The following is a 21,641-nucleotide window of genomic DNA, read 5'->3' as shown; positions in this document are numbered from 1 at the left end:
GCTATTCTTTGATTAGCTCCCACACAATGTTTCTCATATTCATAGAACAGGAGCCTTTTACCAGTACAACAGTACTGGCATCCAAACGCTTTTTCAATACCATCAATAATTTTTTCTGATCATCAAAATAATACGGACTTCCAAAAGCTTCGGAGGTACGACGAGTTAAAATTCCATAACAAAATAACTCATGAATTTCAGATTGAAGCGCCCGTTCACCCATATTGAAATGCAATCGATCTGCGTCTTTGCCCAATTCTCTCATATCTCCCAAAACTAGAATCAATCGATATCCGTAAAAAGTGGATAGTACGTCGATAGCAACAGATACTGAGGATGGATTCGCATTGTAACTGTCGTCAATGATAATAGCTCCGCGATATCCTTTTAGACACACCATTCGTCCGTCAACCGCACAAGTATTTTCTAAACCGGATTTTATTGCAGCAATGGAAAAATTCTGAGAATAAGCAGCAGAAGCAGCTGCTAAAGCGTTCATTATATTATGTCTTCCTAAAAGAGACAGTTGAATAACGCTAGTCTCCCCATTGGGGAGCATTAAGTGGAAGATAGATTGCCCATTAGGATTTATTGTAATATTCTGTGCAGTAACATCGGCTGTACTGTCGCAAGCGAAGGTGATCGTTCTTCGGATACCCGCTATTTCTCTCCAAAAATTTGAAAAAGGATCATCGTTATTGATAATAGCAACTTGATCAAGCGATAACTCTTGATAAATCTCCCCTTTCGCTTGTGCCACTCCTTTAATACTCCCAAATCCTTCTAGATGCGCAAAACCTGCATTAGTGACAATAGCAATGTTAGGTCTGGTTATTCGCGCTAAACAGGAAATTTCTCCGGGATGATTGGCTCCAAATTCTACCACAGCGTAGTTATGTCTAGCACGCAAATTCAACAGAGTTAACGGCAATCCAATATTATTATTGAAATTCTTTTTTCCGGTTAGTACATTGCTGCTTTTCTTTCGAAAAATATTGGCCAGTAATTCTTTAGTGGTTGTTTTTCCACAGCTACCGGTCACTGCTACAATTATCACTTTTTTCATACGATTACGTTGATAATTTGCCAGTTGAATAAGAGCACGGTGAGTATCTTGTACACAAATTTGTGGTATAGATGTTGTATCTTCTATCCAATGACTAACAATTGCTCCAAGAGCCCCTCGTTCTAACGCCAATTTTACAAAATTATGAGCGTCAAAATGTCGGCCTTGTAGAGCAACGAAAAGGTTTTCAGATTCAATAGTACGAGTATCTGTACTGACGGTAGATGTAAAATCTTTATCTTCTCCTCTGAATTTTGCATTAAGAATGTGGGCAATTTGTGAGAGTTTCATGTATTAATATCTTCCTAATTTCCTGTATATCGTTAAAAGGAAAAATTTTCCCGTTAACAATTTGAGTAGTTTCGTGCCCTTTACCCGCAATTAATACAATATCGTTAACTGCAGCCTTTTGTATCGCATAACGAATCGCAGCAGCTCGTTCAATTTCAACTATCGCTTCTTTAGGACTTTTTAATCCCGATTGAATATCTTGAATAATGTTCAGAGGTAATTCGCTCCTCGGATTGTCATTGGTTATAATAATCTGGTCCGCATAGCGTTCTGCAATGGATCCCATTTTCGATCGCTTACCTCGATCACGATCTCCACCACAACCAAAAACGCAAATTAATCGACCTCCACAACAATATTCCCGTAATGAAACTAGAACACTTCTCAATGCATCAGGTGTGTGCGCATAATCTACCACTATCTTTGGCCCTTCGATACATTTCACGCATTCTACTACTTGCATCCGACCTGAAATATTTTTCAATTTTGATAATTCTAAGAGTATTTCCTTCAAAGGAATACCAAATAATCCAAGAATTCCAAGAACAACTAAGGCGTTGACAATATTAAATCGCCCATAGAGAGAAGAAGTAAAAACTCCATTTCCCCAGGGGGTTTGAACATTTACCGAAAATCCACCTTGTGTCGATATTTTTATATCTGTAGCTACTACTAAAGAGATTCGACTATCTTTTGTATCCTCTCTCATAGAGAAACCAATTATCGTTATCTTTTTATAATATTTCTCAATAAGGTATCTACCAAATTCATCATCGTAATTAATTACTCCATAATTTAAGCCAATTTGTTGAAATAACGATTCTTTTGCTCGTGCATAATTTTCTATACTTCCATGGTAATCCAAATGATCACGAGAAAATTGAGTCAACACAGCTATATTAAAATTTACATTACCCACTCGATGTTGATCTAACGCATGAGAAGAAACTTCCATTACAACAACTCTCGCTCCTCTTCTTCGTAAATACGAAAAAATTTTTTGCAGCTGAAGAGAATTAGGAGTGGTGCAACCGGTTTTTATCAAATCATTTACAAAACCATAACCAAGAGTACCTAATATACCACACGGTATATTTTGAGATCGTAGCAATTGGGCAACAAAATGCGTACACGAAGTCTTCCCGTTGGTTCCTGTAATACCAATAATTTTCATCGATTTTGTTGGATTCCCATAGAAGCGATCCGAGATCTCAAAAATCCGACTTCGTAATCCTAAAATAGGAATTAAGGGAACAGACGATCCTTCTATCGGAGGTTTATAATCATGTGCGTCGTAAAATACGGCAGATGCTTGTTTATCAAGAGCCTCTTTAATGTAAGAACGTCCGTCTGTGTAAATTCCTGGATAAGCGATAAAAAGATCACCTTTTTGAATTTGACGACTGTCAATTTGAATCTCTCGAATTAGAACATCAGGCAGTAATGGCTTATCACTAAACCCTCTTAATAAGAGATTGAGAGAGATACCGCTCATCTAGAGAAATCCATAGTATAATCTTGCGCCTATTGTAACTAATAAAATACAAATTACGCAACGTAAGAGAAATTTAGAAAACACAAGAGCTTTTTCCAAAATTCCAAAAGGTTTATCGTTTAGGTTCACGAATAACAACAAGAAACCACAAGCCTCTCTGCTGCTAATTCAGACCACATTTTCCATTATTCTAAGAGGTGTTACATTTTCTCCTTTTTGAACCAGAAATTAATTTCTGAGGATTTTCTCAGCAAGTCACGCTGCACCAGCGGTATCCCCACCCCCAATGTATATAAATAAGCGCCAAACAGAGAATGATATACTGTTCAGTACTTTGTATTTCGGCAATAGCAATCGATTTAGAATTGCCTAAAATACACAGTAAATAATACAGTAATACATTCGACAATAATCTGTTCGCACATTAAATTACCTGGCAAAACATTTGCTTGCTCTTTTTGTTCGACAATTAATACTGCTTCTCTCTTTTTTCAGTAGACATCTTCACGCCTAAGCGTTTTTATGGACTATTTGTTTGGCACAATTTTTCCAACAATGTTCTCTATCAAAATAAGCACTCCGATTTTTTACTCTGTAAAATCTTTTTTACTCTGTAAAATCTGATACCGCTACAACATAAACAACCGTTGATTGAGAACTTTAAAGACGTAAACAACCGCAAAAGTCTGAACTCAACAATCATCAGGGAATCGTTATAAAATTTTGTTGAATACAGATTCAACAAAAACAAGAATCCGCTAAGAAATTCGAATGAAAAATAATAAACAGACAAATAATAAATACAGACAAATAATAAACAATAACGTTTACATTAATTTTTCTACAACGCGCAAGCGAGCGCTTCGTGCTCTTGGATTTTCCTTGACTTCTTCTTCGGTAGGCCTGATCAAATTTCCCACTGTTTTTAAACGACGTTTTTTTTCAAATTCCAAAACAGGAAATTCTTTTAGAGAAAATCCACAAGACTCCCTTCGAATGAAACATTTAATAATACGATCTTCTAGCGAATGGAAACTAATTACACATAATCTTCCCTTATTTTCCAATACTTCTAGACATTGAGGAAGACATTTACTCAACTCGTCCAATTCGCAGTTAATAAAAATTCTAATTGCTTGAAATGTACGAGTCGCTGGATGTTTTTTACGTTCATAGTAAGGTACAGCGTTCATTACAATTTCACTCAATTGCAATGTACGATCGATATATCTTTTTCTTCTTGATATTGCAATTTCTTTTGCAATACGATTAGCGTACCGTTCTCCCCCATAGTACCAAAGTACACAACGAATATCTTCCTTGCTAGCTTGGTTAAGCCAAACAGCTGCGCTTATAGTTTGCTGCGGATTCATCCGCATATCCAAAGGCCCATCGTGCATAAAACTAAATCCTCTTTCAGGGTCATCCAACTGCGGTGAAGAGACACCCAAATCAAGAAGAACTCCTGTCACTTTTCCACTCCACCCACAATTTCGTACCACTCTTCCCAAATTTACAAAATTTTCATGGATAATAGAAAATTGTGAATCACAGAAAGAAAGAGCAGATGAAACAGCTTCGGGGTCTTTATCCATTGCCAACAGACGGCCTTTAGACCCCAACTGATTCAACAATCCAAAACTATGTCCTCCTCTACCGAAAGTTGCATCAACATATGTACCATCTCGATGAACAAAAAATTCCCGCATCACTTCATTAAACAAAACCGGGCGGTGGTATATCGTCATCGCAATTGCAGATACAGCAGGCACAGAAATACTAACTCATCTCTTTTCTCTCTCTTCTCTTTTTTCATTTCTTTTCACACTATTTTATTTTTCTTCATTATTTCCAGACCAATACCAAACCTTCTATCATGTATCAATCTCGCATAATGTCTGTTAACGACATATTGTCGAATAGAGCTTCTAGCCACCAAAGCCAGATATTCGACGAAAATTAACAACAATACGCACCGAGACATAACGCAAGAATTCTACATGAAACCCCATAAGATCTGCTCTATAATAAGAAAACAGTTTCCACGGCTAAATTTTCATCACAAATTCCAAATGCGCGGAATGTAAGTGAATGTGTAGAATTTCCATAAAATCTAAATCCGCTGTCTTATTAATTTGTAGAGACACAATCGTTTTAGTAAAGTTGCTAGACATTCTTCTCTGAAAAGTACTAGGGCGATCTACCAACACTAATTCGATAATGCCTGCTTCAAGTATTTACACATACAGCTATAGAATTTCTTCTACCTATAACAACAGTTTTGAAATAAAAACCGCAGGTGATATAACCAACATTCGATCGATAACACTTAATCCTTTCTCAAAAATTCCGATAATTTCTTCAAAGAATCCTCACAACCTACGTGTTATAAATATTGGTTAGAAATCAGTATTGTTTTTCACCCACACCATCCCAATGGTAGATGGAAAATCGGTGTCGAAAATCGCAGTTTTCTTGAACTTAAAAAACAATACCACCTTTTGGAGAAGTGGAGGAGAATCCTAGAAGTATCCTCTAAATACAGACTGCTACACCACGACCATCAACTACACCAATATTGTTTCGCTAAAAGCGAAGCCAGCCGATAAGCCGGGTTCTGTCGTGAACAGTCATCTATCTAGAGTGTGCGTCACCGCACACCTCAAGCAGCCTACCCAAATCTACACGCGGGCTACATGATAAAAATTTCTATTTGGCCTTTCTCCGAGTGGGGGTTTACCATCGCCGTTCCTGTTTCCAGAAACGCGGTACGCTCTTACCGTACCATTTCACCCTTACTGCTTTTCATTTTATGTCTACATGATTTTTGACTCAAAATTCAAACAGCGGTGTACTTTCTGTTGCACTTTCCGTAGACTCACATCTCCCAGGAGTTACCTGGCACTCTGCCCTATGGAGCCCGGACTTTCCTCTCAATGTTTTGAGCGACCGTTTGGCTGACTTCGATCGGAATTATAACAAAAAAATAAATAGAAACAAATTTTAAGATCAATAGTTTGATTAATGTTTTATCTTTACTAAATAGGAAAGACATTCCCATCTAATAGGAAAGACATTCCCATCTAATAGGAAAGACATTCCCATTGAGAAAGCGTTCAATTGTCAATCTCTTCTTCTACAAAAAGTATATTGTTTTTCTTGGCTTTGAACCTAAAGATCTTGCGCTAACCGACTTTTTTCCGTTATCATACAGAAATTTATACCGAGAGTGCACATGAATAACCGCTTCAGAGCTTACACCGAAGATATTTACCGCACCGTTTCTGCTATCTGGGATGATAGCATTATACCACAACTGATGAAATATATTAAAATACCGAATAAATCAATTTCTTACGACGTTCACTGGAAAACAAACGGTTATATGGACGAAGCCATGGCCCTTTTGGCGCATTGGTGCCAGCAACAACCTATTCAAGGAATGCAATTAGAAGTTCTACAATTACCTGAACGTACTCCTTTACTGTTTATTGAAATTTCTGGTTCTATCGATGAAACTATACTGCTTTACGGTCATATGGACAAGCAACCGGAAATGTCCGGATGGGATGAAGATTTAGGACCTTGGAAACCTGTACTGAGAGACAACAAATTATACGGTCGCGGAGGAGCAGATGACGGATACTCCGTGTTCTCTTCGCTTACCGTTATTACTGTCCTACAACGTTACCAAATTCCGCATGCACGATGCGTTATAATTATTGAAGGATCGGAGGAAAGCGGAAGTGTTGATCTATTTGCTTACCTTAAGCATCTGGATAATCGTATTGGAAATCCCTCTCTCGTCATTTGTTTAGATAGTGGGTGCATAAATTATGACCAACTGTGGTGCACCACTTCTCTTCGAGGCCTTATTGGAGGCGAATTAAAAATCGGGGTACTGAAAAATGGTATTCATTCAGGAACTGGAAGTGGTATTGTTCCTTCACCGTTTTCTATTTTGCGTCAGCTTCTGGATCGAATCGAAACAAGTGCTACAGGAACTGTAACTTTAGAGGCACTAAAGGTTAGTGCGCCTGCTCAGTATAAAGAGCAAATAAAAACAGTAGCTAAAAATTTAGGAAAAAAATTTATACAAAATACTTTCCCATTTCTGCCTGGAGTCAAATCAATGACATCCGATACTACCGAATTACTATTAAATGGAATTTGGCGCCCCCAACTCAGTATCATTGGTCTCGATGGTTTACCCGCGGTAGCAAACGCTGGAAATATTTCCATACCTTCGCTAAAGGCAACTTTGTCTATACGACTTCCTCCAATAATCGACGCCCAAAAGGCATCGATTATTTTAAAAAACACTTTGGAAAAAGATCCCCCTTATCATGCGGAAGTGTCTTTTTCTCCAAAAGTGGCATCTAGTGGTTGGCTATCTCCTCCTTTGAGTAGATGGCTCGAAAACGCTAATCAAATCGCTTCTAAACAGTTTTTCGGGAATCCGGCTGCCTATTGTGGTGAAGGTGGCACTATCCCCTTTATAAGGATGCTAGGTGAAACATTTCCAAATACCCAATTTATGATAACTGGAGTTTTAGGACCAAAATCTAATGCTCACGGACCTAATGAATTTTTGGATATTTCTATGGGAAAAAAATTAACAGCTTGTGTAGCTTCAGTTGTCGCAGCTCATTATAGAAACTATCATTCTTCAGACAACAGAAAGAAAAACAGAAGTTGTATCTCTTAAACTCTAACGTAAAAAATTCTTTAAGAAAAAATTAGGATTTCTTATTTTGCGAGAAGTGGTGGAAGGGGATTCTAGCGAATAGAGTTGTGATGATTATGAAAAATAACAATTGCATGTTGTTGAATAGAGTTGAATAGAAATGAAATTTGAAATGATTGAATTGGAAAAGCAGCGTAGTGAAAAAAGTAGCTAGAGTGAAAATTTTTCGTCCAAGAGACAGAAAATTGAGGCGATCAAGTGAAAAAAAATAGTATCTTTGAAAAAACCCTATCGGTTTTCCTCATTTTTACAAAGAGAGTTGTTTTTTTATTGTAACGACTAATCCTATGTATGATGTACTAATTGTTGGCAGCGGAGTTTCAGGTTTGAGACTTGCAATAAGTCTTGCTGACAGCAAGGTTCGAGTAGCTCTTCTTAGTAAAGAAGAGATTATGACTGGATCCTCTCCAAAAGCTCAGGGGGGAATAGCTGCAGTTATGGATACTACGAATGATAGTGTGGATCTACACGTACAAGATACCCTAAATGCAGGGTGTGGTTTGTGCGATTCGAACGTCGTTTGGTCTACTTTGTCTCAAGCCAAATCAACAATCGAATGGCTAGTTCAACGAGGAATTGAATTTACAAGAGATTCTAAAAAAAAATATCACTTAATGCAAGAAGGGGGGCACAGTAGGCGTAGAATTCTACACGCCACAGATAGAACCGGGGAGGTAGTGGTAAAAATTCTAGCTGAGCAAACAATAAAACATCCCAACATTGATTATTTCACTAATCATATGGCTATAGATCTACTTATCAAAAACGGAATTTGTATAGGAGCTTTGGTCTATGATACGGAAAAACATTCGTATTCAGCTTTTACTGCTCGCCATACAGTACTTGCTACTGGAGGAGCTAGTTTTATCTATCTACACACCAGCAATCCTAGTTGTGTTAGTGGAGATGGAATAGCCATGGCTTGGCGCGCAGGATGTCGAGTAGTGAATTTAGAATTGAATCAGTTTCATCCGACTTGCCTTTATCATCCACTAGCCAATTGCCATCTAATTTCTGAAGTCGTTCGCGGAGAAGGAGGGTATCTATTGCTTCCTAACGGGGAACGTTTCATGCCACACTACGACAAGCGAGCGGAAATGGCTCCCCGTGATATTGTTACCCGCGCTATACACACAGAATTACAAAAACATCAGCTGAATTGTATCTATTTAGACATCAGTCATCGTTCTTCTGACTTCATCAAAAAGGTCTTTCCGACTATCTATTCTACGTGTCTTAAATTTAATCTGGATATGACAAAAGAACCTTTGCCAGTAATACCAGCCGCTCATTATACTTGCGGGGGGATCATTACGGATTTGTCAGGAAAAACAGATATTCCTAATCTGTATGCCATTGGTGAAACCGCTTTTACAGGATTACATGGAGCGAACCGAATGGCCAGCAATTCCTTGCTGGAATGTCTTGTGTTTGCATCTAATAGTGCTCAAGCTATTCTTAAAACCCTTTCTTCATCTACTGCTTCGAAAAATGAAGAAACAAAATTGAATATCGAAGACTGTAAAAATCTAATTTTTCCTTACATTCCTACTTCAATACTAAGAACATCCTCTTATTCAGACCTCCTTTTTTATATTCAAAAAATCATGTGGGATTATGTTGGAATAGTTCGCACTAATAAGGGTCTCAATCATGCAAAAAAACAATTGCAAGAAATCACACAGCAGGTCGATATTCTTTCTTTAAAATCCACTAAACCATTCGTTGAGCTATGGAATATCACTACTGTTGCTAACTTGACAATTCGAAGTGCGCTCTTACGTAAAGAAAGTCGTGGACTGCATTACAACAAAGATTATCCGCAAACCGATGATTCATATACCAGAAACACTATACTGGTTCCGCCTGAATTCAAATCATCGGAAAATCGAGCATAAAATCTTAAAAATCACCAAAAGACTTGATACTACAAATTAGATAAAAGAAAACTTCGTGTATCCTCCACAAAAAATAGAGATCTAAAATTGAACAACGAGAAAACACACTTTCAAAAAAAACGATTTTTTCAATTTGGTATTAGATCTGGATGTATGATCCAATCAAGTATCCACTGAAAGTTTTCCGTTCTTTCTAAACAAACCACTGTCCCAGGAGAAAGTCGAAGGATGTTGCAATGGCAACTATCATTTCCTAAAACAAGAGCACTCACTAAACGGGATAAGAATGGCATATGCCCTACCAACATGGTATTTTCGTGCCATTTTTTAATGAGATCGACCAAAGGTGTTACAGAAGAATGTTCCGGTTCTAATAGCGTACAAACCTTCGTAGCAGTCTTACCGTTTTTGATAGAAGATATCGCAACGATTTCGCTCAAAATTTTCGCACTTTGTTGTGCTCGAAGTTTTCCACTATACATAAGATGCATAATCTGCACTTTTCGCTGCTTCAAATAGACAGCTATTCTACTGACTGCATCGATTCCTTCTTGAGTCAGCGATCGTTCGTCTGTATGATGTGATAGTCGTTCGGCATGCCCGTGGCGAACACAAAACAATTTCATCGAGACCCCCTCTTTAATTAACCAAAGATGAGAAAAATGAAAAAAATTCCGTTCTAATCTAATTGTATACTTGTGGTGGAAAAATATAAAGTTTCCCTGTATGGGAAAGCTTCCAATACGACTTTTTATAATCAGATATAGAAAATTTTGTAAAATACAAAACATTGACAACATTGTAAAAGATTTCTAAAATTCTTGCGTGTCCTAAGTTTTAGAGCTCTTTATTAGAGCTTTAGAGGCGTATGAAAGAATCTTAGGATCAACCGCATTTGGCTGGTTTATAAAACATTCTTCATCGTTACTATAAGGCAGAATCTTCTGAAGGTTTTTCGGATTTTGTTTGTACTACAGTTTATTTTCCGTACAAGAAGGATTATCGACATTATAACCAGGACCAAAAGACTAAAAGAAAGAAATTGATTTGTTGGGGTTGTTGGGGAAAAGATTGCACTGCACAATTTAATTTTTAATAGCGACTCTCATCGATTCTCATAATCTGAAAACCGAGGTCCCCATCGTCTAGAGGCCTAGGACACCACCCTTTCACGGTGGTAACAGGGGTTCGAATCCCCTTGGGGACGGATTTTTTGTTTGATTGGTGTTTGATTGGTTTAGATCGGAATTTTCCACCTATGAAATTCTCATTGAGAAATCAATTGCACTAAGATTTTTTGTTATCGCACCAACAGAGATAAAATCGATTCCTGTTTTAGCAATTTCCTGGATATTTTGCAAATTTACGTTTCCGGAAACTTCAAGTTTTACCATACCGCTACTAATAGAAACAGCTTCTTTTATACTATCGATATCAAAATTATCCAGCATAATAACATCCGCTTTTGCCTCTAGGGCTTCTTGTAATTCCTTCAGATTCTCAACTTCTATCTCTACCAATTTTTCAGGACAACAACTTCGTGCTTTTTGAATAGCTTCTGTTATTGAAACACAACTCATAATGTGATTTTCTTTGATAAGAAAAGCGTCGTACAATCCCATACGATGATTTTTTCCTCCACCGAATCGAACTGCGTATTTCTGTGCATAACGCATGCAGGGTATTGTCTTTCGAGTGTCGAGCAATTGAACTTTGGTTGTTTTTAGTTCTTCTATGTAGCGACGAACAAGAGTTGCAGTGCCTGATAATGTTTGCAACCAGTTGAGTGCCATTCGCTCACCTGTCAAAATTGAGCGGGCTTTCCCTTTCAGTTCTGCAAGCAATTGCCCATTTGAGATACAATCTCCCTCGTGCAAATCCCAACCTATCTCAACTTCAGGATCTATTTGGTGATAAACCATTTCAAACCAAGGAATTCCACAAACAACAGCATCTCCTTGAGCAACAACAACAGTTTTTACAAATTTGCAGGCCGAAATCAGCTGAATAGTAACATCTCGCTCTCCAACATCCTCTTCAAGACTCATTTGAACAGCTTTCTTAATAATCTCTCGATTCATGTATTTTCTCTTGATCCACACGAAAAGGTTTAAAAACTTTTTCTTTTCTTCACTTTTTAAATCGTTTCTTGTACAGAAATCGTAAAGTCTCGATAGGACCAAAAATCACATACAGAAAAGAAAGAACCAATAAAATATCCGATGGACTAAACATAACAATTGTGAGGATCAACGCTACACCCAATGTCTTCATGAAGGAGATACGATTGTACAAACTAATATTTTTAAAACTTCGGTAACGCACTGTACTTACCATCAACATTCCTAGAAACAAAACTGTAACCATCATCGGAAACGCGACACTTCCACCCTTAATATTATAAGTACCGCATACCCATACAATACTAGCCATCAACGCTGCTGCAGGTGGAGCAGGCAGCCCCTGAAAATAGTTTCCGTCAATTTTTTTTATCTGAACGTTAAATCTCGCTAAACGTAAAGCCGAGCAAACCATATAAAAGAACGCGGACAACCAACCTGTTCTTCCTATAATTTCGAGAGACCAACTGTACACCACTAGAGCAGGAGCAATTCCAAAACTCACCATATCAGATAAACTATCAAGTTGAACTCCAAATGCACTTTGAGCATCCAACAGTCGAGCAATTCGTCCATCCAAACCATCCATGAAAAAAGCAACAAAAATAGCCACCGCAGACTCTGCATATTGACCTCTTACGGTGGACACAACAGAATAAAATCCTGCAAACATAGCACCTATAGTGAACAGATTTGGTAATAAATAAACACCAAGAATCCCTAACCGCTTAGATTCAATCACAATTTCCCTCTGGAAAATTCTACCAAAATATTATAGCATCTGATTCTCTAAGAATATCATAAATTAAAATATACTGTACAACAGACTTCTAAATAAGAAGTCTGTTGTCCTCCTCAAAGGAGGAGGTGGGATGTGTGTTTTTCAATACAAAATCAAATTAAACACGTAGTGTACAGCAGATTGCTTTCTACCACCTTTAGTGTTTTCCATAAATACGATTGTGATTATTTTTTTGTACCACAATCATCTTCCTCTATCTTAAGAAAAAATCGTGCGTGTATTACTTTGTACAAACCATTCGGTTCTAATCTGCGTAAGTCCAAAAAACTTTCATAAAACTGACAGATCATGCATATTTTCAGAGAAAATTGTCAATTACCGAATGATCGAGGAGTGAGAAAATCTCATATAAGACTTTCAACAACTAAAAAATTCCAAGAAACTGTTTTTACAGACGGTCAAAAACACTTTGAAGTTTTATTTTCTGATATCGCGAGAGCTAAGCACTCGATCGACTTAGAAACTTTTCTCTTTCATAACGACACTTTAGGGAAAAAAGTCGCGTTTGAACTGGCAAAAGCCGCAAGACGTGGAATTAGCGTTCGAATCATGGTTGATGGCGCCGGAAGCCCGTTATGGAGTACAAATTTCGCTCGTTTTCTAGAAGAAGCTGGAGTAAAAACTAAAGTTTTTCATCCATTTCCTTGGCAATTATGGGACTGGAGTCGATCTATTGTTAGATTGCCTTCTCTTGTAAAATGGTTTTATTTAATTCGAAAAATTAATTTTCGAAATCATCGCAAGGTCTGTATTATCGATAAAAAAATTGCCTATATTGGCAGTTTAAATATTAGCAACTATCATTTATCTCTAGAACAAGGGGGAAAAGGATGGAGAGATACTTCGGTGCGTCTTGCAGGAATCGATTTAGAAGAATTAACAAAAGCGTTTGACGCAGCTTGGTACCATCGTACAATTAAGGAGCGCTTGCGAGAAATTTTTCGACAAATTCGAAAAGATCCACTCATCCGTCTTAATTATACGCGACAGCGCCGGCGCGTTCTATACAAAAATCTGCTTCAGAAAATGGCTAATTGCACGTACCGAATCTGGATTACTAATGCGTATTTTGTTCCAGACACTTTTTTATTAAGAAAATTGAAAGAAGCTGCTTACTCCGGAATTGACGTACGCATTCTACTGCCTAGAAAATCTGACGTAGTTATGATGCCCTGGGCCTCTTCCACTTTTTACTGCACTCTGCTCAAAGCAGGAGTGAGAATATTTGAGTATTTACCTTCAATGCTACATGCAAAATCGCTAATTATTGATGACTGGATGGTTATCGGTTCTAGCAATCTTAATTACCGAAGTCTAATCCATGATTTAGAAGCAGACATTCACATCAATTCTAAAAAATCCAAAAGAGTACTAGAAAGACAATTTCTAACAGATCTTAAAAATTCTCGAGAGGTCTCACTGCGCAGTTGGCAGATACTACGACCTCGAATCCAACGATTAATGGGAAGATTAGTAATCTACATTAAATATTGGATATAAAACAAATGATTAAATCTTATATCACTTTTTCGTAAACACAAATTGATCACCTTTTTTTTCGACTTCAATAACCGCATGCGGAACAAGTTTTCCTTCCAGAACTTCTTGAGCAAGTGGATTTTCTAAGTACTGCTGCAAAACTCTTTTTAGAGGTCGCGCACCATAAACAGAATCATAACCAAGTTCAGACAAGTATTTGACAGCTTCGTTACTTATCACTAATCGACAATCTCGTTCTTTCAAACGATTTTTGATTCGTTCAATTTGCATCACCGTGATATTACAAATTTGTTCTTCTGTTAGAGAATGGAAAACAACAACTTCGTCAATACGATTGATAAATTCCGGTCGAAAATTTTGAACAACTACTCCCATCACCATTTCTTTCATTTTGGTATAACTCTCCCCCGAAATCTCTTGAATCAATTGAGAACCAAGATTTGAAGTCATTACTATAACAGTGTTTCGAAAATCGATTGTTCTTCCGTGTCCATCAGTTAACCGTCCGTCGTCGAGAACTTGTAACAGAATATTAAATACATCACCGTGTGCTTTTTCAACTTCATCCAATAAAATGACAGAGTACGGTCGTCGTCGAACGGATTCCGTAAGATGCCCTCCTTCTTCGTAACCAATATAACCAGGAGGCGCTCCAATCAATCGGGCAATGGAATGTTTCTCCATAAATTCAGACATATCGATGCGTATCATAGCTTCCACAGTATCAAAAAGAAACGCAGCTAGCGTTTTACATAACTCGGTTTTCCCCACACCTGTAGGGCCCAAAAATAGAAGAGATCCAATAGGTCGATTGGGATCTGACAATCCAGCGCGCGAACGACGAATAGCATTTGAAACAGCTCTTATCGCTTCATCCTGACCAACAACTCTTCGATGCAGTTCCATTTCCATATTCAATAATTTTTCGCGCTCTCCTTCAAGAATTTTTGAAACAGGAATACGCGTCCACTTGGATACCACCTCGGCTACTTCTTCTTCCGATACTCGATTCCGCAGCAATGTGCGTCCACGCAACTGACCTTCCTTTTTAGAAGCAATAAATAATTTTTTCTCTAGTTCGGGAATAACACCATATTGTAATTCAGACATTCGTGTTAAATCGCCTAAACGACCCGCCGATTCCAAGTCGATTCGAGCTTGTTCCAGTTCTTCCTTAATTCTCTGGGTTCCATGTAAAATCGACTTCTCATTTTTCCACACTTTTTCTAAATCGAAATATTCTTTTTCAACATTTTTAATTTCTTTTTCTAAGTCAATCAACCGTCTTTTAGATGATTCATCGGTCTCTTTCTTTAATGCTTCATGCTCAATCTTAAGTTGAATAAGACGTCGTTCTAGACGATCAAGTTCAACTGGTTTTGAATCCATCTCCATACGAATTTGACTTGCCGCTTCATCAATCAAGTCGATGGCTTTATCGGGTAAATTTCGATCAGTAATGTACCGCTGCGATAAAGTCGCTGCAGAAATTATGGCAGGGTCTGTGATCTCAACACCATGGTGCACTTCGTAACGCTCCTTTAACCCACGTAAAATGGCAATAGTATCCTCTGTAGAAGGTTCATTCACCAATACTTTTTGAAAACGACGTTCTAAAGCAGCATCCTTTTCAATGTATTTCCGATACTCGTCCAATGTAGTAGCACCTACACAATGCAGTTCGCCTCGAGCCAATGTTGGTTTTAACATATTTCCAGCGTCCATAGATCCCTCCGCCTTACCTGCTCCAACCATTGTATGCAATTCGTCAATAAACAAAACAATCCGACCTTCTTGTCTGGATAAATCTTTTAACACTGCTTTTAAACGTTCTTCAAATTCCCCACGAAATTTCGCTCCTGCAACAAGAGATCCCATATCCAACGCCAAAATTCGTTTGTTTTTCAATCCTTCCGGAACTTCTCTATTAACAATACGCTGCGCTAATCCTTCTACGATAGCCGTCTTACCAACTCCAGGTTCTCCAATCAACACCGGATTATTCTTAGTACGCCTCTGTAAAACTTGTATAGTTCTGCGAATTTCTTCATCGCGACCGATAACGGGATCCAATTTTCCAGATTCAGCTTTTTTGGTAAGATCGACAGTGTATTTTTCTAACGCCTGCCTCTGTATCTCAACATCTTGAGCAGTTACACTCTCTCCACCACGCAAATCTTTTATACTCTTTTCAACAATCTTTTTATCAACGCCAAATTCTGTCAAAAGATCACACAATCGACCCCCAGCTTCTAATGCAGCTAAAATAAACAATTCCGAAGAAATATACTGATCCTTATTTTTTTGAGCCGCACTATCCATTAAAGTCAGAATTCGCACCAACTCATGCGATAAATGCACTTCTCCCCTAGTTCCTTGAACTTGAGGATAACTATCAATCACCTTATTTAAACCGTGCATTAATTTTGATAAATTAATTCCCGATTTTTGTAACAACGAAGCAACAATCCCCTGTTCTTGCTCTAGTAACAATTTCATTACGTGGGTTGGTTCTATAAACTGTTGGTCTCGACCAACAACTAAAGACCGAGCATCAGACAAAGCCGTCTGAAACGAAGTTGTAAATTTGTCCATTCGCACGAAAACACACCCTCGAACTTAGTGAGTAAAGCCCAATGCCAAAAAGTTATGCATCCTATCAAAATCCGTATTATAATAACCAAAAAATAACCAATAAAGACCTCAAGCCAAATCCCCCTCACCTTCACCACCATCCGCTCATAAATAATTAAGATCTGGGCAGATAATAATATTTCAAGCGCGATCAAAAAATATGAGAGGGGTGTATTTAAAAACAAACATCTACAGAGTTTGCAAATTCTTGTCTAGAAAAAACTTGTTCGGCTTTTTCTCTAAAAAAATCTACCAGATGTTTAAAATGTATATTTTCCTTAATAGAATTAAGGCGAGATTTGTATTCTAAGGTATTCGAACACAATCCACGTTCACTAACAACCAATCGATGCGGAATACCTATCAGATCCATATCCGAAAACATGATACCCGGCGATTCTTTTCGATCATCCCAAAGAACCTCAAAACCTGCTTCGATCAATTCGTAATATACTTGTCCACAGATTTCTTGCACTCGATGAGATTTGTGCCCATTGAGTCCAATTAGAGATATTGAAAAGGGAGCTACCACTTCGGGCCAAATAATTCCTGCTGTATCGTGATTTTGTTCAATAATTGCAGCTACTGTTCGAGAAATACCAATTCCATAACAGCCCATTTGTACATAACAATTTTTTCCCATTTTATCAATAACAGTAACATGCATCTTACGACTGTATTTTTCTCCGAGTTGAAACACTTGACCTATCTCTATTCCTCGAGAAAATCGCAATTTTCCTTTTCCATCTGGACTTTGATCTCCCTCAACTACTTTTCTGAGATCAGCGACATCCCCTAAAGAAACATCACGATTCCAGTTAACATTTACGAAATAAAAATTGTCTTCGTTGGCTCCGCAACAAAAATCGGACAGATGTGCAGCATCTCGATCTACAATACAAGGGAGTTTTAAATTCACAGGCCCTAAAAACTTAGATTTAGAGCCAGTAATTTCCGAAATTTCTTTCTCAGTAGCGAAAACCAATGGAGAAAAAACTCCAGATATATTTTGAGCTTTTATAAAATTTAGCTCATGATCTCCTCGCAAGATTAATGCTACGAAAGGAATATCTTTTCCTCTCACTACGAAAGTTTTAATCCCTTTGTTAAGAGGGATATTCATTATCTTAGTCAATTGTTGGACTGTATGAATTCCTGGAGCCTCTTTTCTAATCATACTAGCTGTAGATTTGGCTCGATCGCCTTGAGGAGCTTGAGCGCTCGCTTTTTCAATATTGGCCGCATAATCACTTTGATCGCTATAAACGATAATATCTTCTCCCATATCGGTTAGCGCTTGAAACTCGTGAGAGTAGCTTCCACCAATAGAACCAGTATCTGCTAATACTGTACGAAAATTTAGTCCCAATCGTGTAAATATGCGTTCATAAACAGCGCACATTTTTCTATAAGTGTCTTGCATTCCTTCTTCATTAACATCAAAGGAATATGCGTCTTTCATCAAAAACTCACGAGAACGCACTACACCAAAACGCGGGCGAATTTCATCGCGAAATTTTGTTCGAAATTGATAAAAATTAATAGGCAATTGTTTATAACTGCGTAATTCTTGTCGCATAACATCCGCCATCGTTTCTTCATGTGTGGGTCCAAAACAGAATTCATTTCCGTGTCGATCGATAATTTTTAGCAATTCAGTTCCGTAGGATTTCCAACGATTCGATTCTTTCCATAAACTTTCTGGTTGTACGATAGGCATCAACAATTCCAATGCACCGCTCCGATTCATTTCTTCTCGTACAATATTTTCCACCTTCCGCAGTACTCTCAATCCCAAAGGTAACCAAGTGTACAATCCACTCGCTAATTTGCACAACATACCAGAACGGAGCATCAAACGATGACTGATTAGTTTTGTATCTGAAGGAATTTCTTTAGCGGTAGAAAAAAAAAATTGACTGATTCTCATGAAGTAGTAAAGTGAATAGTAGAGTGTAACAAAACTGTCTGCCTCAAGCAGAGAAAATTTATTGAAGCTTTTACCCCAGATTTCTGAAGTATATCTCATAAAAGCAATAAAGAAAAATTGAACTAGTTTTTTTTAATCTAAATAATTACTTTATTGTTGAGAAAGTTCGAATCAAGAGGAACTGTGACATATCCGTACAAAAAATATCTACCACTCCAAATCCGGAAAATGCTGGCAAAAAGGACCTTTTATCATGCAAAGCTCTATTAAAAACCGATTATTTGAATTGCGAAAATTAATGAAGACAATCGGTATTGATTATTATTACATTCCATCGACTGATCCACACGCAAATGAAAATGTTCCTTATTGTTGGCAACGCAGAGCTTGGATCAGTGGATTTACAGGATCTTCAGGAGATGTAATTGTAGGAATGGAAAACGCTTTTCTGTGGACTGATTCCAGGTATTTTTTACAATCGAAACAACAACTTAATAACGCATTTTTCAAACTAATGAAAGTAAATCAATGTCAAAAACCTGCTATTGACCAGTGGTTGTTGTGTGGAGAAAAAAGATCAATCGTTTTCGCCGCAGATCCTAAAACTATTAGTATTCGACAAGCGGAAAAAATCGAAGAAGTTCTATTCTCGAATGGGGGCAAACTCTTGTTTTTAGACAATAATCTCGTAGACCAACTATGGAAAGATCAACCAGTTCCTCCAAATTTTCCTCTTCGACTGTATCCCACAAAATACGCCGGAGTAGGCGCTAAAGAAAAACTTTCCGCTCTCCGAAAATCTTTGCAATTAGAAAAAGCATACGCTCTCGTGATCAACACTCTCGACGCAATTGCTTGGTTATTTAACATTCGAGGAAACGATGTTAATTACAGCCCGCTGGTTTTAAGTTATGCTATAGTTACTAGAAACGAATCATTTATATTTGTAAACACAAAACATCTTACTAAAGAACACAAAACTTATTTTAAGACAATTCAAGTTCAAGTAAAATCTTATCAAACTTTTGGAAAAACTCTCACCGAAGTGCCTAACTCTGTTTGGATAGATCCTGACACCACCAATTGGTGGATTCGAAAACAACTAAAAAACGCCGAGAATTTCGTTTATAAATCATCTCCTATTATTTTGGAAAAAGCTCTTAAAAACTCTACAGAACAAAAAGGTTCGCGTGAGGCGCATATTGTAGACGCTATCGCTATGATACGTTTTTTGCATTGGTTAGAAAACCATTGGAAAACAGGCGTAAGCGAAGTAACAGCTGCTAAAAAACTAGAAACGTTGCGTAGAGAAGATCCTCGCTGCTTAGATTTAAGCTTTCCTAGCATCAGCGGTTTTGATGCTCATAGTGCTATTGTACATTACATAGCCACTTCGGAAACCGATGTCACTATAGACGATTCCGCACTTTACTTGATCGATTCTGGAGGACAATATTTCTCTGGAACCACAGATATTACTCGAACCGTTCATCTGGGAAATCCTACAAAGAAACAAAAACATCTTTATACTCTGGTTCTTAAAGGTCATCTTGCAATTCGCAATGCTATCTTTCCTAAAGGAACCTGTGGAGAACATCTTAATGCATTTGCCCATCAATTTTTATGGCGTGAAGCTTTAGATTACAGTCATGGAACCGGACACGGTGTTGGAAACTATTTGTGTGTACATGAAGGTCCTCAAGCTATTACCACCTGCTATACAAAGATACCCTTACAACCAGGTATGATTGTAAGTAACGAACCCGGTGTTTATATAGAAAATCAATACGGAATTCGAATTGAAAATCTTTGTTTAGTCACTGAACAATTTAAGGTGAACAACAGCCCGACAGGACATGGACCGTTCTATAGGTTCGAAGATCTCACACTAGTTCCCTATTGTCGAAAACTTATCAATCTACCAGATCTTACTAAACAAGAAATGAATCAAATTAACAATTACCACCGGCGTATCTATCTTGCATTAAAAGATCTGTTATCAACAAACAACGAGTTGGCTCACTGGTTGCATCAAGAAACAAGTCCACTCTAATATTGAGTTCTCTTATAGATGCGCAGAGAAGACTCTCTGCACATCGGCAGTATTTTTGATAGAATTTTAACCGATAGAAAAAAAGTAACCGTTTAGTAGAACAAAATATTCTAAATCCAAAAAATATAAGGTAGTACAAAAGTACGGTCGATGAGTTTTCACAAGGAGAAATTACGCGTTCTCTTCAATCGTCGTCGTGGCTCTCTTTCTCTCCGAGAGAGGACTAGTGCGTCTCGACAGATCTGTAGAAAGATAATAACATTGCACTTTTTCAATTTAAGTCAAAATCTCGCGTTTTATAAAGCGTATAATGGAGAAGTGAACATTAATATCGTTCTTACCAAAGCGCAGAAAATGGGAAAAAACTGTTATTTGCCTGTCTTACATAAGCAATGTTTGATTTTTTATTCCTATACGAGAAATACTCTGGTCAAAAACCATTTTGATATTGAAGAACCCGACGTGTCTCAGGAAAAATCTATTTATCTAAATAATCTTGACTTGATCTTTCTGCCTCTAGTCGCTTTTGACGAGAAAGGTCATCGATTAGGTCGTGGTGGTGGACATTACGATCAATCTTTAAAGTCATTGAAAAATCAATACCTAAAAAAACCGGTATTAATAGGTGTGTCTTATGAATGCCAAAGAATTAACAAAATTCCTGTAGAAAGGTGGGATATTCCATTAGATTTAGTTATAACAGAAAAAACAATTTATCAATTCTCTTAAGCATATGGTTTGGCTAAAATCACTGCGGAATGAAATCACAATACAGCTACTTATACAATCTAGCCTGTAGGAATTCGAAAGAGAGGAGAGGGGTGTTTTTCTGTTTCTATCGAATTTTCATAGCGAGGGTTTCGAAAGATCTGCACGATAATCTCGTATTATATTTCATCTTCGTTTGAAAACACCGTGCGGTTGTATCTTCATCCTAAGCAAGTTGATATAGAATTTCATCACATTTTTATTGCTAAACAGAAAATTTGTTTTATGCAGCGTTCTAAAAGATTGTACAGATTAATAATAATCATATTGGAACATATTGGAAAAGTATTTTCGTAAATATGGCAAGAATAGGATAGTTCGAAAAAAATAAACTATC

General features: G+C 37.5%; 13 protein-coding genes, 1 tRNA gene and 1 other RNA gene. 6 read left to right on the top strand and 9 right to left on the bottom strand.

The genetic code is table 11. The annotated features are described in order from the left end of the window. Position 1 precedes the first annotated feature (1 nt). The 4 genes from EGQ50_RS01290 to rnpB form a co-directional block, all read right to left on the bottom strand. A complete protein-coding gene (locus EGQ50_RS01290) occupies positions 2-1,357 on the bottom strand; it encodes a UDP-N-acetylmuramoyl-tripeptide--D-alanyl-D-alanine ligase (RefSeq protein WP_159747882.1) in 1,356 nt (451 codons plus the stop codon). Beyond that, the gene (locus EGQ50_RS01285; RefSeq protein ID WP_159747880.1) at positions 1,326-2,852 is read right to left on the bottom strand and encodes a UDP-N-acetylmuramoyl-L-alanyl-D-glutamate--2,6-diaminopimelate ligase; all 1,527 of its coding nucleotides are present in this window, start codon (positions 2,850-2,852) and stop codon (positions 1,326-1,328) included. Before EGQ50_RS01285 ends, EGQ50_RS01290 begins: the two co-directional genes overlap by 32 nt. Before the next feature lie 827 nt (positions 2,853-3,679). Beyond that, positions 3,680-4,600 (bottom strand): 16S rRNA (cytosine(1402)-N(4))-methyltransferase RsmH, encoded by a 921-nt coding sequence (gene rsmH, locus EGQ50_RS01280; RefSeq protein WP_159748447.1) that lies wholly within the window; start codon positions 4,598-4,600, stop codon positions 3,680-3,682. Between the two features lie 842 nt (positions 4,601-5,442). Continuing rightward, positions 5,443-5,817, bottom strand: an RNA gene (gene rnpB / locus EGQ50_RS01275) — RNase P RNA component class A. Between the two features lie 270 nt (positions 5,818-6,087). Between rnpB and EGQ50_RS01270 the strand changes: the two genes are divergently transcribed. Beyond that, complete coding sequence (locus tag EGQ50_RS01270) at positions 6,088-7,560, top strand: M20/M25/M40 family metallo-hydrolase (RefSeq protein ID WP_159747878.1); 1,473 nt, start codon at positions 6,088-6,090, stop codon at positions 7,558-7,560. Positions 7,561-7,886: 326 nt separating this feature from the next. Further along, positions 7,887-9,497 carry an L-aspartate oxidase gene (gene nadB / locus EGQ50_RS01265; RefSeq protein ID WP_159747876.1) on the top strand — a complete coding sequence of 537 codons (1,611 nt, stop codon included), beginning with the start codon at positions 7,887-7,889 and terminating at the stop codon, positions 9,495-9,497. Positions 9,498-9,625: 128 nt separating this feature from the next. On the opposite strand, the gene sixA is transcribed toward nadB, so the two are convergent. Further along, positions 9,626-10,123: a phosphohistidine phosphatase SixA gene (gene sixA, locus EGQ50_RS01260; RefSeq protein ID WP_159747874.1), complete on the bottom strand. Its 498-nt coding sequence runs from the start codon at positions 10,121-10,123 to the stop codon at positions 9,626-9,628. A gap of 508 nt (positions 10,124-10,631) precedes the next feature. Between sixA and EGQ50_RS01255 the strand changes: the two genes are divergently transcribed. Beyond that, positions 10,632-10,704: transfer RNA gene (locus EGQ50_RS01255), tRNA-Glu, on the top strand. 49 nt (positions 10,705-10,753) lie between these two features. Here the strand turns inward: EGQ50_RS01255 and nadC are convergent. Together nadC and pssA are read right to left on the bottom strand one after the other, a co-directional pair. Beyond that, a complete protein-coding gene (nadC, locus tag EGQ50_RS01250; RefSeq protein ID WP_159747872.1) occupies positions 10,754-11,578 on the bottom strand; it encodes a carboxylating nicotinate-nucleotide diphosphorylase in 825 nt (274 codons plus the stop codon). A gap of 49 nt (positions 11,579-11,627) precedes the next feature. Next, the gene (gene pssA / locus EGQ50_RS01245; protein WP_159747870.1) at positions 11,628-12,359 is read right to left on the bottom strand and encodes a CDP-diacylglycerol--serine O-phosphatidyltransferase; all 732 of its coding nucleotides are present in this window, start codon (positions 12,357-12,359) and stop codon (positions 11,628-11,630) included. 348 nt (positions 12,360-12,707) lie between these two features. Between pssA and EGQ50_RS01240 the strand changes: the two genes are divergently transcribed. Beyond that, on the top strand, positions 12,708-13,919 hold the full coding sequence (locus EGQ50_RS01240) for a phospholipase D-like domain-containing protein (protein WP_159747868.1): 1,212 nt from the start codon (positions 12,708-12,710) through the stop codon (positions 13,917-13,919). Between the two features lie 21 nt (positions 13,920-13,940). Here EGQ50_RS01240 and clpB read toward each other — a convergent pair whose 3' ends face one another. Next, entirely contained in the window at positions 13,941-16,520 is a 2,580-nt protein-coding gene (gene clpB, locus EGQ50_RS01235; RefSeq protein ID WP_159747866.1) for an ATP-dependent chaperone ClpB, read from the bottom strand. A gap of 208 nt (positions 16,521-16,728) precedes the next feature. Beyond that, on the bottom strand, positions 16,729-18,483 hold the full coding sequence (locus tag EGQ50_RS01230; RefSeq protein WP_159747864.1) for a proline--tRNA ligase: 1,755 nt from the start codon (positions 18,481-18,483) through the stop codon (positions 16,729-16,731). A gap of 253 nt (positions 18,484-18,736) precedes the next feature. On the opposite strand from EGQ50_RS01230, the gene EGQ50_RS01225 reads away from it, so the two are divergent. Further along, positions 18,737-20,536, top strand: coding sequence for an aminopeptidase P family protein (locus EGQ50_RS01225; RefSeq protein ID WP_159747862.1), 1,800 nt, complete (start codon positions 18,737-18,739; stop codon positions 20,534-20,536). A gap of 150 nt (positions 20,537-20,686) precedes the next feature. After that, a complete protein-coding gene (locus EGQ50_RS01220; RefSeq protein WP_159747860.1) occupies positions 20,687-21,265 on the top strand; it encodes a 5-formyltetrahydrofolate cyclo-ligase in 579 nt (192 codons plus the stop codon). The last annotated feature ends 376 nt before the right edge of the window (positions 21,266-21,641 follow it).

The sequence above is a fragment of the Coxiella endosymbiont of Amblyomma sculptum genome, from assembly GCF_009883795.1.
Lineage (GTDB): Bacteria > Pseudomonadota > Gammaproteobacteria > Coxiellales > Coxiellaceae > Coxiella.
Note: the sequence above shows the minus strand (reverse complement) of the source record. Positions and strands in the feature narration are given on the sequence as shown.

Coding starts and splice junctions, on each gene's coding strand:
- EGQ50_RS01290 (WP_159747882.1), bottom strand. CDS start 1,357: ATGAAACTCTCACAAATTGCCCACATTCTTAATGCAAAATTCAGAGGA.
- EGQ50_RS01285 (WP_159747880.1), bottom strand. CDS start 2,852: ATGAGCGGTATCTCTCTCAATCTCTTATTAAGAGGGTTTAGTGATAAG.
- rsmH (WP_159748447.1), bottom strand. CDS start 4,600: ATGACGATATACCACCGCCCGGTTTTGTTTAATGAAGTGATGCGGGAA.
- EGQ50_RS01270 (WP_159747878.1), top strand. CDS start 6,088: ATGAATAACCGCTTCAGAGCTTACACCGAAGATATTTACCGCACCGTT.
- nadB (WP_159747876.1), top strand. CDS start 7,887: ATGTATGATGTACTAATTGTTGGCAGCGGAGTTTCAGGTTTGAGACTT.
- sixA (WP_159747874.1), bottom strand. CDS start 10,123: ATGAAATTGTTTTGTGTTCGCCACGGGCATGCCGAACGACTATCACAT.
- nadC (WP_159747872.1), bottom strand. CDS start 11,578: ATGAATCGAGAGATTATTAAGAAAGCTGTTCAAATGAGTCTTGAAGAG.
- EGQ50_RS01240 (WP_159747868.1), top strand. CDS start 12,708: ATGCATATTTTCAGAGAAAATTGTCAATTACCGAATGATCGAGGAGTG.
- EGQ50_RS01230 (WP_159747864.1), bottom strand. CDS start 18,483: ATGAGAATCAGTCAATTTTTTTTTTCTACCGCTAAAGAAATTCCTTCA.
- EGQ50_RS01225 (WP_159747862.1), top strand. CDS start 18,737: ATGCAAAGCTCTATTAAAAACCGATTATTTGAATTGCGAAAATTAATG.
- EGQ50_RS01220 (WP_159747860.1), top strand. CDS start 20,687: ATGAGTTTTCACAAGGAGAAATTACGCGTTCTCTTCAATCGTCGTCGT.